General features: G+C 71.3%; 19 protein-coding genes. 7 read left to right on the forward strand and 12 right to left on the reverse strand.

All coding sequences use genetic code 11. The annotated features are described in order from the left end of the window. Positions 1-47: 47 nt before the first annotated feature. The gene (locus tag QSK21_RS29370) at positions 48-1,832 is read right to left on the reverse strand and encodes an acyl-CoA dehydrogenase family protein (RefSeq protein ID WP_285700665.1); all 1,785 of its coding nucleotides are present in this window, start codon (positions 1,830-1,832) and stop codon (positions 48-50) included. A gap of 58 nt (positions 1,833-1,890) precedes the next feature. Here QSK21_RS29370 and QSK21_RS29375 point away from each other — a divergent pair, with 58 nt between their 5' ends. After that, the gene (locus QSK21_RS29375) at positions 1,891-2,634 is read left to right on the forward strand and encodes a PaaX family transcriptional regulator C-terminal domain-containing protein (RefSeq protein ID WP_285700667.1); all 744 of its coding nucleotides are present in this window, start codon (positions 1,891-1,893) and stop codon (positions 2,632-2,634) included. Here QSK21_RS29375 and QSK21_RS29380 read toward each other — a convergent pair. The 8 genes from QSK21_RS29380 to QSK21_RS29415 all read right to left on the reverse strand — a co-directional run bounded on the left by QSK21_RS29380 (position 2,631) and on the right by QSK21_RS29415 (position 7,346). Next, entirely contained in the window at positions 2,631-3,065 is a 435-nt protein-coding gene (locus QSK21_RS29380; RefSeq protein ID WP_285700668.1) for an acyl-CoA thioesterase, read from the reverse strand. The two genes, QSK21_RS29375 and QSK21_RS29380, sit on opposite strands and share 4 nt — an antisense overlap. A gap of 44 nt (positions 3,066-3,109) precedes the next feature. Then, a complete protein-coding gene (locus QSK21_RS29385; protein WP_285700670.1) occupies positions 3,110-3,262 on the reverse strand; it encodes a hypothetical protein in 153 nt (50 codons plus the stop codon). A 270-nt stretch (positions 3,263-3,532) separates the two neighbouring features. Further along, positions 3,533-4,057: a GNAT family N-acetyltransferase gene (locus QSK21_RS29390; protein WP_285700671.1), complete on the reverse strand. Its 525-nt coding sequence runs from the start codon at positions 4,055-4,057 to the stop codon at positions 3,533-3,535. Between the two features lie 147 nt (positions 4,058-4,204). Continuing rightward, the gene (locus QSK21_RS29395; protein WP_285700672.1) at positions 4,205-4,681 is read right to left on the reverse strand and encodes a carboxymuconolactone decarboxylase family protein; all 477 of its coding nucleotides are present in this window, start codon (positions 4,679-4,681) and stop codon (positions 4,205-4,207) included. A gap of 88 nt (positions 4,682-4,769) precedes the next feature. After that, a complete protein-coding gene (locus QSK21_RS29400; protein WP_285700673.1) occupies positions 4,770-5,252 on the reverse strand; it encodes an RrF2 family transcriptional regulator in 483 nt (160 codons plus the stop codon). A 4-nt stretch (positions 5,253-5,256) separates the two neighbouring features. After that, on the reverse strand, positions 5,257-6,117 hold the full coding sequence (locus QSK21_RS29405) for an arylamine N-acetyltransferase family protein (protein ID WP_285700674.1): 861 nt from the start codon (positions 6,115-6,117) through the stop codon (positions 5,257-5,259). A 37-nt stretch (positions 6,118-6,154) separates the two neighbouring features. Then, a complete protein-coding gene (locus tag QSK21_RS29410; protein WP_285700675.1) occupies positions 6,155-6,841 on the reverse strand; it encodes an anti-sigma factor family protein in 687 nt (228 codons plus the stop codon). After that, positions 6,834-7,346 carry an RNA polymerase sigma factor gene (locus QSK21_RS29415; RefSeq protein WP_285700676.1) on the reverse strand — a complete coding sequence of 171 codons (513 nt, stop codon included), beginning with the start codon at positions 7,344-7,346 and terminating at the stop codon, positions 6,834-6,836. Before QSK21_RS29415 ends, QSK21_RS29410 begins: the two co-directional genes overlap by 8 nt. 141 nt (positions 7,347-7,487) lie before the next feature. Between QSK21_RS29415 and QSK21_RS29420 the strand changes: the two genes are divergently transcribed. The 3 genes from QSK21_RS29420 to QSK21_RS29430 are packed head-to-tail and all read left to right on the forward strand — an operon-like array spanning position 7,488 to position 8,786. After that, complete coding sequence (locus QSK21_RS29420; RefSeq protein ID WP_285700677.1) at positions 7,488-7,940, forward strand: Ig-like domain-containing protein; 453 nt, start codon at positions 7,488-7,490, stop codon at positions 7,938-7,940. Then, a complete protein-coding gene (locus tag QSK21_RS29425; RefSeq protein ID WP_285700678.1) occupies positions 7,927-8,601 on the forward strand; it encodes a cytochrome b/b6 domain-containing protein in 675 nt (224 codons plus the stop codon). Before QSK21_RS29420 ends, QSK21_RS29425 begins: the two co-directional genes overlap by 14 nt. After that, positions 8,598-8,786 (forward strand): zf-HC2 domain-containing protein, encoded by a 189-nt coding sequence (locus QSK21_RS29430; RefSeq protein WP_285700679.1) that lies wholly within the window; start codon positions 8,598-8,600, stop codon positions 8,784-8,786. The genes QSK21_RS29425 and QSK21_RS29430 overlap by 4 nt, the downstream gene beginning before the upstream one ends. Positions 8,787-8,797: 11 nt before the next feature. Here the strand turns inward: QSK21_RS29430 and QSK21_RS29435 are convergent, their stop codons facing one another. After that, complete coding sequence (locus QSK21_RS29435) at positions 8,798-9,043, reverse strand: cell division protein SepF (RefSeq protein WP_285700680.1); 246 nt, start codon at positions 9,041-9,043, stop codon at positions 8,798-8,800. 164 nt (positions 9,044-9,207) lie between these two features. Between QSK21_RS29435 and QSK21_RS29440 the strand changes: the two genes are divergently transcribed. Next, the gene (locus QSK21_RS29440; protein ID WP_285700681.1) at positions 9,208-9,729 is read left to right on the forward strand and encodes a MaoC family dehydratase; all 522 of its coding nucleotides are present in this window, start codon (positions 9,208-9,210) and stop codon (positions 9,727-9,729) included. Between the two features lie 9 nt (positions 9,730-9,738). Next, entirely contained in the window at positions 9,739-10,278 is a 540-nt protein-coding gene (locus QSK21_RS29445; protein WP_285700682.1) for a DUF488 domain-containing protein, read from the forward strand. A gap of 60 nt (positions 10,279-10,338) precedes the next feature. Here QSK21_RS29445 and QSK21_RS29450 read toward each other — a convergent pair whose 3' ends face one another. Further along, the gene (locus QSK21_RS29450; protein ID WP_285700683.1) at positions 10,339-10,503 is read right to left on the reverse strand and encodes a hypothetical protein; all 165 of its coding nucleotides are present in this window, start codon (positions 10,501-10,503) and stop codon (positions 10,339-10,341) included. A 461-nt stretch (positions 10,504-10,964) separates the two neighbouring features. Here QSK21_RS29450 and QSK21_RS29455 point away from each other — a divergent pair, with 461 nt between their 5' ends. Next, a complete protein-coding gene (locus tag QSK21_RS29455; RefSeq protein WP_285700684.1) occupies positions 10,965-12,473 on the forward strand; it encodes a hypothetical protein in 1,509 nt (502 codons plus the stop codon). Here QSK21_RS29455 and def read toward each other — a convergent pair. Further along, the gene (gene def, locus QSK21_RS29460; RefSeq protein ID WP_285700685.1) at positions 12,470-13,042 is read right to left on the reverse strand and encodes a peptide deformylase; all 573 of its coding nucleotides are present in this window, start codon (positions 13,040-13,042) and stop codon (positions 12,470-12,472) included. The genes QSK21_RS29455 and def overlap by 4 nt on opposite strands. Between the last annotated feature and the right edge of the window lie 2 nt (positions 13,043-13,044).

Here is a 13,044-nt window from a genome sequence, read left to right on the forward strand (position 1 = left end):
ATCGGCAGCGCCGCCCGCAAGGAACCTAAGAGCCGAACCCCGTTCGGTCAACCATCCACGGGCGGCCGAGGGTCGATCAGGGCGCCGTCCGCCAGATCCTTGAACCGTTCGAGATCCTCGGACGGGGCGTCGATGCCCCGCAGGGCGCCGTGGTCGGCCAGGTGCGCGGACGCGTAGAGGCGGGCGACCAGGGCCTTGCGGTCGGTGCCCAGCTCGGCACGCTCCCAGCCGGCCTGCTCCAGCAGCAGCGCCGCCGCGTACACGTCCGCCATGTACTGGGCCAGCGGGTACAGGCGCGCCTCGGCCGTGGCCCGGTCCAGCCCCGACCACCGGTTGATCGCCTTGCGCAGGTCGCCGACGCGCTGGTGGACGAGGTCGGCCGTGGCCGCGTCGCCCTCCGGGGCGCGGCCGGCGGCCTCCTCGACGCGGTCGAGGAACGGCAGGTGCGCCTGCTCCCTGTCCATGGCGCGGCGCACGTCCAGGCACAGGATGTTGTCGCCGCCCTCCCAGATCGGGTTGACCTGCGCGTCCCGGAGGATCCTCGCGACCGGCCACTGCTCGATGTAGCCGTTGCCGCCGTGGATCTCGATGGCGTCGCCGGCCGCCGTCACGCCGAGCCGGGCCGCGCGCAGCTTGATCAGCGCGGGGGCGAGCCGCAGCCGGGGACGGCCCAGGTAGCCGTCGAACACCAGCGCCTGCGCGGCCTCCGTCTCCACGATCAGCTCCGCCAGCTTGCGGCGCATCAGCGGCTGCTCGTACAGCGGCGCCCCGAACGCCTCGCGGGCCCGCGTGTAGCACAGCGACTCGACCAGCGACCGGCGCGCGCAGCCCAGGCCCATCGCCGCGATCGCGAGCCGGGCGCCGTTGGTCAGCTCCATCATCCGCGCCAGGCCCTTGCCGTCGCCCGCGCCGCCCTCGGTGGACGCCGGGGCGAGCAGGAACGCCTCGGCGTCGGTGAACTCGATCTCGGCCGAGGCGACGGAGCGGGTGCCGAGCTTGTCCTTGAGGCGCCGGATCCGGACGCCGTTGCGCGTCCCGTCCCGCCGATCCCGCAGGACGAGGAACGGCGCGATGCCGCGCACCCCGTCCACGGCCCCTTCGGGCTTGGCCAGCACCACGAACGCCGAGCCGTTGGCATTGGAGGCGAACCACTTGAAGCCGTTCAGCCGCCAGGCGCCGTCGGCGTCGGGGGAGGCGGTGGACTCCAGGGCGCCGAGGTCGGAGCCGCCGGAGCGCTCGGTGAGCATCTGCGCGGCCTCTCCGGAGAACTCACCGGCCGCGAACAGCTCCCGCACGCGGGCCTTGACGTCCTCGGGCGCGAACAGCTCGGTCAGCCGCACCACCATGTCGCCGCCCGTGCCCAGCGCGCAGGCCATCCCGATGTCGGCCTGGTCGAGCAGGTAGCTCCAGGCCACCTCGATCGGCGCCGGGTCCACGCCCGCCGCCCTGGCCTCCGCGTGGAACTCGGGACGGTTGGCGGCGGAGGCCACCAGCTCGCGCCGGGACGCCTCGAACGACGCCGGCATCACGACCTGGCTGATGTCGCGTCCCCACCGGTCGTACTTCTCCAGGCGCGGCGGGTTGCGGTCGGTCTCCTCCGCCCACCGCGCGACCGGGCCGCCCATCAGCGCGCCCAGCTCGGTCAGGCGCGGCTCGGCCCACGCCAGGCCGTCCGCTCCCAGGTGCCGCCGCATGAGGAAGCGCAACGTCGGGTCGCTGGTGTACCAGTTGAGGCCGACGGCCCCTTGGTAGCGCTCGGTCGCGTACCGGCGGGCCTTGCCGGGGCCGCCGAAGGGGAGCCTGTCCACGGGCTCGATGAGGTAGGAGGCCATATCCGGACATTACACTCTTGCTACACCTGGCGGAAGTCTGTAATCGAGGGGTGCTCGGATGGCGAACGGTCTCGGGCTGCGGCCGCTGACGGCGCGGTCGGTCGTGCTCAGCACGCTGCTCGGGCTGCACCCGCCCCGCCTCGGCGCCCGCGGCTTCGTCCGGGTCGGCGAGCTGTTCGGCATCGCCGAGGGCACGATCCGGGTGGCGCTGTCGCGGATGGTGGCCTCCGGCGACCTCGTCCAGACCGGCGGCGTCTACGAGCTGTCCGAACGGCTGCGGCTCCGGCAGGCCCGGCAGGACGAGGGCCGCTTCCCGCGCACCCGGCCCTGGGACGGCACCTGGGAGATCGCCGTGATCACCGCCGAGCGCCGACCCGCCGCCGAGCGCGCCGCGCTGCGCCAGGCCATGTCCGAGCTGCGGCTGGCCGAGCTGCGCGAAGGCACCTGGCTGCGGCCCGCCAACCTGACCAGGGACTCCCGCCCACCGATCGTCGAACGCCAGTGCACCTTCCTCTCCGGGCGCCCCGAAGGCGATCCCGCGGCGCTGGCCGCCACGCTGTGGGACCTGGACGCCTGGGCGTCCACGGCCCATGACCTGCGTGCCCTTCTCGGGAAGGCCGGTACGCTGGCCGAGCGGTTCACGGTGTCGGCGGCGGTACGGCGCCACCTGCTCCGCGACCCGCTCCTGCCCGTACCGCTGCTGCCCGACGCCTGGCCCGGCTCTGACCTGCGAGAACACTACGAGCGGTACGAGGCCGGGTTCGAGCGCGTGCTGGCCGAGCACATCTTCGGGGGCGACTAGCCGTCCCCGTCCGGGCGTCCCGGGGCCACCAGCTTCTCCATCTCGGCGCGGATCGGCTCGGGGACGGCGACCGGCCGCCGATCCTCACGGCCGACGAACACGTGCACGAAATGGCCCTCGGCGACCAGCGTCCCGTCCGGGCGGTACAGCCCGACCTCCCATCGGACGCTGGAACGCCCGAGTCTCCCGATCCGCAGCCCTAGCTGGATCGGCTCAGGGAAGGCCACTTCCGCCTTGTACGAGCAGTGCGACTCCACGCACAGCCCGATGACCTCGGCCGTGCCCGGGTCGAACCCGGCCGACCGGATCATCCACTCGTTGATGGCCGTGTCCATCAGCGAGTAATGGACGACGTTGTTGACGTGGCCGTAGAGGTCGTTGTCCTTCCACCGCGTCGGAACCGTCACCCAATGCGCGTAGTCGTCGTTCACGGCGTCCAGAATAGGAACCGCCGGACCGGGCGGGATCCGCGGCTCTAGTGGCGGCGCCCGCCACGGAGCCTGGCCAGGATGCCGCGCACCTTGGCCTGCGTACGGGGGTCGCGCGCCAGCCGTTCGGCGCGGGCGCGGGCCTGCCGCCCCTGGGGACTATGCAGAAAACGCTTGATCCGATCAACGAGCGAAGCCATACCGAACTCCTCCATGTCGGGCGCGCGGGGCGGGTCCAGCGAGCCTCACCTGGACAACGAACGCCGGACGCCCGAAAGTTGCAACCGTACGGATCTTTTTGTTGCCCGGGTACGGGGTCATGGCACCTGTCCTCACCGACATTTTTCCGGACCCCTTCGTGTCTGTGGAAGAATTGTGCGAGTACGAAATTCGCCAGTCGGCGGTGAACTATGTCCGGCCCGCACATCTCATGTGTGCCGGGTCGTCCGGTGAAACGAGATCCTTGCTGGTCAGCGGGGCAGGTCAAGGAGAAGGGCGTCGGCGAAAGGGGGTTCGACGCGGAATTCGCCGGTCTTGCGCCAGCCGTTCCGCAGGTACCAGCCGTAGGCGTCGGCATTGACGACGGCGGCGAGGGTGGCGTAGGGCTCGGGACGGTTGTCGAGGAGCGCCGATAAAAGCGCCCGGCCGATGCCCTCCCTGCGGCGCGGCTTGTCCACCATGAGTTCGATCACGGCGAATTTGGGCGCGGCGAGGATCGCGGTGGACGGCCTGGACGCGGCGGCCCACCAGGCTCCGGGCGGCATGGGAAAGCCGAAGGTGTAGCCGGCGAGCACGCCGTCCCGGCGGGCGGTGATCAGGGTGAAGTCCCTGGTGAGGGCCTGTTCGCGCGTTCTGCTGACGAAGCGTGCCCGGGAGAACTTCGGCGCGGAGTTGTAGGGCGGCTCGGCGTAGACCCGCTCGTACAGGTCGGCCATCTCGTCCAGCGTGCCGAGCGGGATGTGCCCGGGGTGGCGGCTGAGATAGGTCTCCGCCATGCTCGCCGCTCCTTGGTTGTGCCGGGTAAGTGGGACCCCGGGAGGACCGTACCCACATCGAAGGGTTTTTCCTCGTTCGGGGGTATTGGGGGCGCCTCGCCTGGCCTCCGGTCGGCCGGATGCCGTTCCGGAGGCCGGGCGCGACCGTCAGGCGCTCGCGGCCGCGGCGCGGCGGTAGGCCCCGGCGGTCTGGCGGATGGTCACGTTGATGGTGTTCCAGGCGTTGATCTGGGCGATCCCCATGATCAGGGCGGCCAGGGTCTCCTCGTCGTAGTGGTCGGCGGCCTGCTCCCAGACGTCGTCGGGGACACCGCCGGGGTTGTCGGCGATCCGGGTCGCGGCCTCGGTGAGGGCGAGAGCGGCGCGCTCCTCGTCGGTGTAGTACGGGGCCTCGCGCCAGGCCGCCACCGACCAGAGGCGCTCGTCGGTCTCCCCGGCCTGCTTGGCGTCGTAGGAGTGCATGTCGACGCAGAGGCCGCAGCCGTTGATCTGGCTCGCGCGGAGCTTGATCAGATGCAGCGTGGTGTCGGGAACGCCGCTCTCGTGCAGGAACTTCTCGACCTGGTGCATCGCCTTGTAGGCGGCGGGGGCGAGCGCGGAGATGTTGTCCATGCGCGGTTTCATGTGTGTCTCCTTCTCTTAATTGGACATTTCTTGTCCAGATTCACGCCACAGGAAGGGCGCGGGTCGGCGGGTACGAGCCGGGGGCGGGTCAGTTACGGGCGTGCCAGGCCCGGATGCGTTCGCCCAGGCGGGGCGACACCCGTTCGGCCTGTTTGCGGACGTCGGCGAGGGTCTGCGCGGCCAGGGCGCGCCGCCACGCCAGTTCGGCGCGGTGCATCGCGATGCTCACCGCGCACGGGATCTCGGCTTCGCGTCCGGACGACCCGGCGCCCATGCCGCGGCGGCGGATCTCGGTGCACTGGAACGCCTCGTCCGGGCCCTCGATCGCGGCGACCACGTCCATCAAGGTGATCTGGTCCAGCGGGCGGGCCAGGGCGAAGCCGCCTCCCGCGCCCGGCGTGGAGGTCGCGATCCCGGCTCTGACCAGCGCCTGGAGCTGCTTGTTGAGGTACGGGGGCGGCAGGTCGTAGCTCGCGGCGAGCCGGGTCGTGGGAACCGGGCGGTCCGACTCCAGCCAGTCGAGGAGCAGGCAGATGTGCACCGCCCACTCGACGCCCTCGCTCATCCTCATGCCGTCACGCCTTCGGCAGCCCGGCCACGAGGCGGGCGGTGTCGTCGGCGCCGAGCTCGATACCGAAGACCTCGGCGAGGATCTTCGGTACCTCGTCCCGGTCCACCACGCGGGTCTCGACAGGACCCTCGGGGCGGGTGATCGTCAGGCGGGTGTCGTCGAGCTGGTGCTGGACGTCCGGGGCGAAGTGCTGCGCGTAGAGCCGGCCGGTGAACGGTGACCGCGTGTTGGTGGACACGTAGTAGTTCGCCAGGTGGTAGTCGACGTGGTACGAGGGCGCGACCGTGAACACGTGCCGTCGCACCCACCCCTCGGGGCCCCGCTCGTGCAGCGCCCACTGCTCGACGCCCGGCAGGCCGCCCTGCGAGGCCGTGAGCCGTTCGAGCCGGTACGCCCAGCCCTCCTGCACCGACTCGGCGCCGTCGACGAGTTCCAGCGGCGCGAGCGGGCCGGACCCGAAGCCGACGTCGCAGAGCCACACGCCGCCGTCCACCTCGACCCGGACCAGCGCGTGCGTGGTCGGACGAAGCTCCGGCGCCCCTAGCTGCACCCGTCCCGACAGGGCGGTGAAGGTGAACCCGAACCGTTCGAGCGCGGCGGCGAACAGCTCGGTGTGCTCGAAGCAGTAGCCCCCGCGCCGCCGCCGGACGAGCTTGTCCTGCAAAGCCTCGACGCCCAGGACGATGGGACGTCCGAGCACGATCTCCAGATTCTCGAACGGGATGGACGTGACATGCCCCCGGTGCAGTGCCCGCAGCGCGGCGATCGTGGGCGAGCGGTCGCCGAGGTAGCCGATGCGCTCCAGGTACGCGTCGAGGTCCAGCAGTTCCCCCTGCCACCCCGTACCGGTGAGCACCTGGTCCATCGGCGTCCCTCCGCATTCTGGATGATCGATGTCTAGATTAGACCATGAAGCGGGCCAGCAACTCGTCGCCCCCCGGGTCGTGGATGCGGAGGACGAGGATGTCGTGAACGTCCAGCGGAATGGTCCGCCCCCACGAACCTCCGCCGGGCCGGACGGTCATCGTGCCCAGGGGGACGGTGCGGCCGTCGCGGCTGGTCAGGGTGATCCGGTAGTCGCCTTGGCGGAGGTCGCCCGGCATCGTGATGAACAGCCAGGCGGGGGTGCCCTGGTAGGCGAAGACATAACCGGCCGGGGTGGTGCCGGCCCCGTTGATGGCGACCGTCTTCAGGTAGCGGCCCTTGGCGACGGCCAGGGTCTCGCGATAGCCGTCGGCCAGGGCCCGGTCGTCCTCCGTCTGCCGCCATACCGATCCCGCGGAGGTCGCCGCGATGAGGACGGCGGCCGCCCCCAGCAGGGCCGTGTCGCGAAGCCGCCGGCGGCGGGGCCCGCGCCGCTGGGTCATGGGAGCGAGGACGGCGGCCTCGAAACCGGCGGGCGGCTGCCGTTCGGGGGCGAGCAGGAGCAGCTCGTCGACGAGGGCGGTGTGCGCTTCGAGCTCGCGGTGGCACCGCCCGCATCCGGCGAGATGGCGCAGCGACCTGGCGCGTTCCTCCGCCGAGGCGATGCCCGCCGCCAGCTCCGGCAGGAGCGGGCGGGTGCCGGTGCAGGCGGGACGGTCAGTCATGGGTCACTCCCAGCGCCTCGCGGAGTTTGGCCAGCCCGCGGCGCAGCCGGGTCTTGGCGGTGCCGACCGGGATGCGCTCGCGGTCGGCGATCTCGGTGGCGGTCAGCCCGTAGAACACCGACAGGACGATCGGGGTGCTCTGCTCGGGCGGGAGCGCGCGCAGCGCCGCGCGCAGTTCCTCGGTGTCCTCGAACGTGGCCGCCGCCGGATTGGCCCGCTCATTCCTGGTCAGCGTGTTCAGCAGAATATGCGGATCGACCGGCATATCGCCGCGCAGCCGCACCGCGTCCACGGCCAGGTTTCTGGTGATCGTCAAAAGCCAGCTGACCGCGCGGCCTTTTCGCGGATCGTAGGCACCGGCATGGCGCCAGGCGCGCAGAAACGCCTCCTGCGCGATCTCCTCGGCGATCGCCGACGATCCGACCAGCGCAAACGCCAGGCCATAGACCCGTGCCTGATATCGCCGGACGAACACGGCGGCCGTCTCCGCGTCGCCCGCGGCCATACCCGCGAGCAACGACTCATCTGAGAGTTCCCACAGAAGTAATACGGCTGCCGAAGGCGAAAAGGTTCACCCGCAGGAGAATCTTTTCCGGCCGCCCGGCGGTATTACCTTCGACACTCGCTCCGCGAAGGAGGAGATCGAATGGCCATGCGCGTGAAGGGGTTGGCGGCGGCCGGTTTCGCCTGCGCGATGCTGGCGCTCGGCGGTTGCTCGGGCGCGGGGGCCTCGGGCGACGGGGACGCGGCGGGCGGCGGTGGGCCGACGCTGACGATCACCTCGCCGGCCGAGGGCGCGACCGTGACGGCCCCCGTGACGCTGACGTTCACCAGCAGCGAGGACATCGGACCCGAGGAGTCCGGCAAGCACCACGTCCATGTCACCATCGACGGCAGGACAGACGACTACAAGGTCGTCACGTCCACGACCCACCGGATCGACGGCCTCACGCCGGGACGGCACCGCATCGGGGTGACGCTCCAGCACGCCGACCACTCGGACGCGGGCGCGTCCGCGCAGGTCAACGTGAACGTCTCCGGAGGCGGTGAGACCGAGACCACGGCGCCGTCCCGGGGCGGCGGCTATGACTACCCGTGAACCGGGCCGCGTCGTCGTCCAACGCTACGCGCGCCCGGCGCGGTGGTTCCACGCCGGCGTCTACCTGACGGTCCTGGTGCTGCTCGGCACCGGATGGTGGCTGCTGCTCGGGCACGAGGGCGACCCGAGCCCGGTGGCCCGGCTGACCGGCGTGCCGGACACGGACGTCCACAAGGCCGTGGGCTGGGCGCTGGCGGTGCTGCTGGTGGCTGGGCCGGTCCTCGGGGTACGGGCGGCCCGGACGTTCGCGGTGGAGTCGCTGAGATTCCGCAGGGGCGACGTCCGCTGGTTCCGCACGTGGCCGTCCGCCGTCCTGACGGGACGGTTCGCCCGGCACGAAGGGCACTTCGACCCCGGGCAGCGGGTGGTCAACGTTTTGCTGGCGGCTTCCCTGCTCGTCCTGGTCGGCAGCGGCGTGGGGCTCGTCCTCCTGCACGGCGGACCCACGTTCGCCGTGCTCGCCCGCCTCCACAAGTGGTCGACCCACCTCTGCACGGTGCTCATCGCCGGGCACGTGCTCATCGCCGCCGGTGTCCTCCCGGGCTACCGCGGTGTCTGGCGGTCCATGCACCTGGGCGGGCGGCTCGACGCCCGGGTGGCCCGGCGCCTCTGGCCCGGCTGGTTCGAGCGCGCCCGCGAAGGCCGCCCAGATCGACGATGAGATGCCCCTTCCGGATGGACACGGCCGCCTATGCCCTGGGCATCCTGGCCCCGGGCGACCGCGAGCGCATGAGCGTCCATCTGGAGGAGTGCCCTTCCTGCCGGTCGGACGTGGCCGATTTCACGGGCATCCTGCGAGCACTCGCGAGCCTGGTGATCCGCCCACCCGGCGACGCGACCACCTGACCGGAGACGGGCTACGGGACGTTGACGTGCGCGGGTTTGTGCATTCCGGCGGGGAGCAGCAGGAACACCTTCGGGCTCAGTCTCTCCATGTCGCCGCCCCGGCCGCAGATCAGCCCGGCGGAGAAGTCCACCAGTTGCCGTGCCACCTCGTCGGACAGGCCGGTGAGGTCCATGATCACCGGGACGTTCTTGCGGAAGAAGTGCCCGACGTAGATGACCTCGTTGTAGTCCTTGGGCCGCAGCGTTTTGATGACCACCGGTCCAGTCTGCCCGCCCCTTCCCGCACGTCAAGAACGCGGGTCCGCGTCAGGACGGGCGCGGGCGGCTCGTCTCCGCTGTCGACCGGCCGGAACGCCCGGCGCCCTTCCACAAGGGCCGACCGGGGCGGCGGCGCGGGACGGGGTGCGCGATGCTTGATCGCATGACGAACGGTACGACCAGGACGCTCAGCGACACCGACTTCCCCGTCCCTCCCGAAGAGCGCCACTTCGAGGACTACCGCCCCGGCGCGGTCCACGAGTACGGGTACCTCACCGTGACCGAAGAGGAGATCATCGAGTTCGCGGAACGGTTCGACCCCCAGCTGATCCATGTCGACCGGGAGTACGCCGCCACCGGGCCGTTCGGCGGGATCATCGCCAGCGGGTGGCACACCTCGGCCCTCTGCATGCGCCTGATCGCCGATCACTATCTGCCGCGAGGGGCGAGCCTGGCGTCCCCGGGGATCGACGAGCTGCGCTGGCCGGCGCCGCTGCGTCCCGGCGACTCGGTACGGCTGCGCACGACGATCCTGGCGGCGCGGCCGTCCAGGTCCAAGCCCGACCGCGGCATCGTCACCACGGGCTGCGAGCTGATCACCAAGGACGACGAGCGGACGGTGCTGACCCTGCGCGCCATGAACCTCATCCGCCGCCGTCCCGTCAAGGAGGACCGGACGGGGTAGAGGGGGAGGGTGGACACACGGCTGATCACCTTCGGGCACGGCACCGCGAGCGAGGAGCGGATCCTCGAACTGCTCGGCGGCGCGGGCGTCCGGTCGCTCGTGGACATCCGTACCGCGCCCGGAAGCCGGCGCAACCCGCACGTGGCCCGGCGCGAGCTGGAGCGGTGGCTGCCCGAGCACGGGATCCGCTACCGCTGGGACAAACGCCTCGGGGGGTTCCGCCGTCCGCCACCGGGTTCGCCTGATGTGGCGTGGCGGGAGCAGATGTTCCGCGGATACGCCGCGCACATGCGTACCGAGGAGTTCTCGGACGCGATCGACGATCTGCTCGCGGACGGGGACGGTGCGGTGGCGGTGATGTGCAGCGAGAGCGTGTGGTGGCGCTGCCATCGGCGGCTGGTCGCCGACTTCCTGGTGCTCGTACGGGACGTGCCCGTGGCGCACCTCATGCACGACGGGAGGCTGACCGAGCACGAGCCCTTCGCCGCCGCCCGCGTACGCGACGACGGGCTGCTCGTGTACGACGGCGGCCAGTCGGCTCTCGCGTGAAGGAGCGGGCGGCGTCGGCCCCCGGCGCGCTCGGCGCCGGGGGCCGACGGATCCCCTGGATCAGCGGCCGCGCTGGAGACGGCGGTTGGGCATCTGGCGGGCGTTGCGGCCCTGGTTACGGGCGAAGCCGTTGGACCGGGGGTCGAAGCCCCGGTTCTTCCCCTTCTTCTTCAGGGCCTTCTGGAAAGGCTTGTCGTCACCTGAATTCTGTTGGACGGCACGCATGAACTGACACCTCCGGGCATGGCGAATTCGACCGTGGAACGGCCGCGAACGGGCGTTCGACAGGTCGCGGACAATGGTCCGTGGACTGGAATCGGCGTGGCATCGGCCCCGGTCGGCGACCACCGTCGGGCACGCGCGGACGTGCGAGAACACGTGCGGGCATGCCGATGCGAACGTGTTACGAGGCGAGATGCGGGATGAGAGCGCCGGTGGCGCCGAAGAGAGGGGAGCGGGCCGCTGGACTGCTGCGGCGGCTCAACCCATGCGGATCAGGAACCCATGGCATAGATATTAGCCGTATGGTCCGGTGCGCTGTCAACCGTTGATCTTCCGTTTTTTCGGCGGCCGGGGCGGGAAATGCGCCGTGCCCGGTCGCGCGGTGGGCGCCCCGGGATCGTGGGGACGGCGGATATTTGGCGGGATGCGCCGCTTTATGGGCTGGACGGCGGCATAATCGCACGATGACGATGACGATGCCGCTGCCGTTGCGCTTCCGTGGTGACGACACCCGGGTGGTCGTCGAGGCGGACCCCGGACACGAGCCCCTGCGCGACTTCTTCGTCCGCGATCTCGGACTGCGCATCACGACGATCGCGCGGACGCGGGCGCTGCTGTCGTCCGGCGACCCCTACCTGCCGTGGCGGTCCCGGTACCGGTATCACGTGCTCGACTACGACGGCGCGGTGGTCCACGTGCGCGCCGTCGACGGAAACGGTCCCGAGTACGCGGTCCACCCGGCCGTGCTGGACGCCTGCCTGGTCGAATACCTTGAGCTGGTCGGCCTTGCCGAGCACCGGCGGACGCTGGAGCACATCAAGGCGGAAGGCGGCCTGCCGCGCTTCGTGCCCGACCGCGAACTGCCGGTGACGTTCCGGATCCTGGAACCCGGCCGGATCGAGTGCCGGGCGGCGCCGGGGCACGAGGGGCACCTGGCCGGGCTGCTCGGCGCCGACGACGTCGTCACCATGCTGCCGGTGCTGGACTGGCTGCTGGACGAGCTGGACCACGACGATCCCGCCGTGATCTGGCCTGGGTCGGTGTACACGGTGCAGGTCACCGGGGCCACCACCCTGATCGGCACGATGAACGGCTCGATCACGAGCCTGGACACCGAGACGTTCCGGCAGGCGTTGGCCGCGTACAAGCAGGCGCTTTACGACTCGTTCGCGGCCGAGGCGCCGCAACCGCCGCCCGCGTTCCAACTGCCCGGAACGGGAACGGGCCCAGGACCGGCGGTGATGATGCTGGCGCTCGGCCGGGTCGCGGCGCCCGCGTGGGGGTGGGGACTGCTCCAGACGTCCCACGCGGTTCTCACCGAGGTGGCCGGGCTCGCCCCGCATCCCGACGACTGCCTGCCGCGCGGCGTGATGGGCGCGGGCACGGGCGTGTACTGGGCGGACCTGGCGATGAAGGACCATGAGACGGGCCGGGTCTGGACGGGCACCAAAACCTTCCTGCCGCGCCGGGTGGACGGGGTCCGGGTCATGACGGACCTGGTCGGGGCGCTGATGTCGGACGACGCGACGTTCATCCCGGGCATCCCGGGAGCGTGGGCGGGCGTGGTCGCCGATGTGCCGGGACACGGCTACCTCGATCCGAACGGGGTGGGGCGGCTGCCCGTCGAGCCCGGGGCGGCAGGTGGCGCGGCCGCGCACATCCGCACGTTCTTCCCGGTGATGGGCTGTCCCCCTCCGGAGGAGGTCATGTCGCTGGTCGACGGGCTTCCCTGCGTGACGGGACGCCGGTACGTGCTGGCCGCGTTCCTGCTCCAGGACGTCCAGTGCCACAGGCACCACATCGGCGTCCTGCGCGCGGCAGAGCCGGGATGGGAGCACACGGGGAACGCCTGCCATCTGATCCGCGGTGCCGAGTCGGTGCGGCTTGAGCATCTGTGGCTGGACGGGCGGTCCTGCGAGCTCCCGGTCGCGGACTTCCACGCCGTCCTCGACGCCTACGAGGCGCTGCTCTAGAGGCCGGGCTCGGCCCCCGGCGAGGGCTCGACGTCGGCACCGGCGGCGGCCTCGGCGCGGAAGTTCTCGTAGTCCCTGAGCACCTGCTTGCGGGCCCGTTTGGACAGCCGGTCGATGTAGAGGCGGCCTTCCAGGTGGTCGGTCTCGTGCTGGAGACAGCGCGCCAGCAGGCCGGTGCCCTCGACCGTCACCGGCTCGCCCCGCACGTCGAGGCCGTGGCAGGTCGCGCGGTCGGGACGGGCCAGCCGCGCGTGCGCCCCGGGAACCGACAGGCAGCCCTCCTCCCCGTCGTCCAGGCGGCGCTCGTCCAGGCCGGGCAGGACGAGGGTGGGGTTGACCACGACGCCCTTCTGGGCGACGTCGTTCCCGTCCGGGCAGTCGTAGACGAAGACGCGCAGGTCCACGCCGATCTGGTTGGCGGCGAGGCCCACGCCCTCCGCCGCGTACATGCTGGCGAACATGTCGTCGACCAGCCGTGCCAGGTCGTCGTCGAACGACTCGACCTCGCGGCAGGGCCGGTGCAGGACGGGCGTCCCCACCAAGGTGATCGGACGTACGTTGCCGGCCATCG

The sequence above is a fragment of the Actinomadura sp. NBRC 104412 genome (genome assembly GCF_030269515.1).
GTDB lineage: Bacteria > Actinomycetota > Actinomycetes > Streptosporangiales > Streptosporangiaceae > Spirillospora.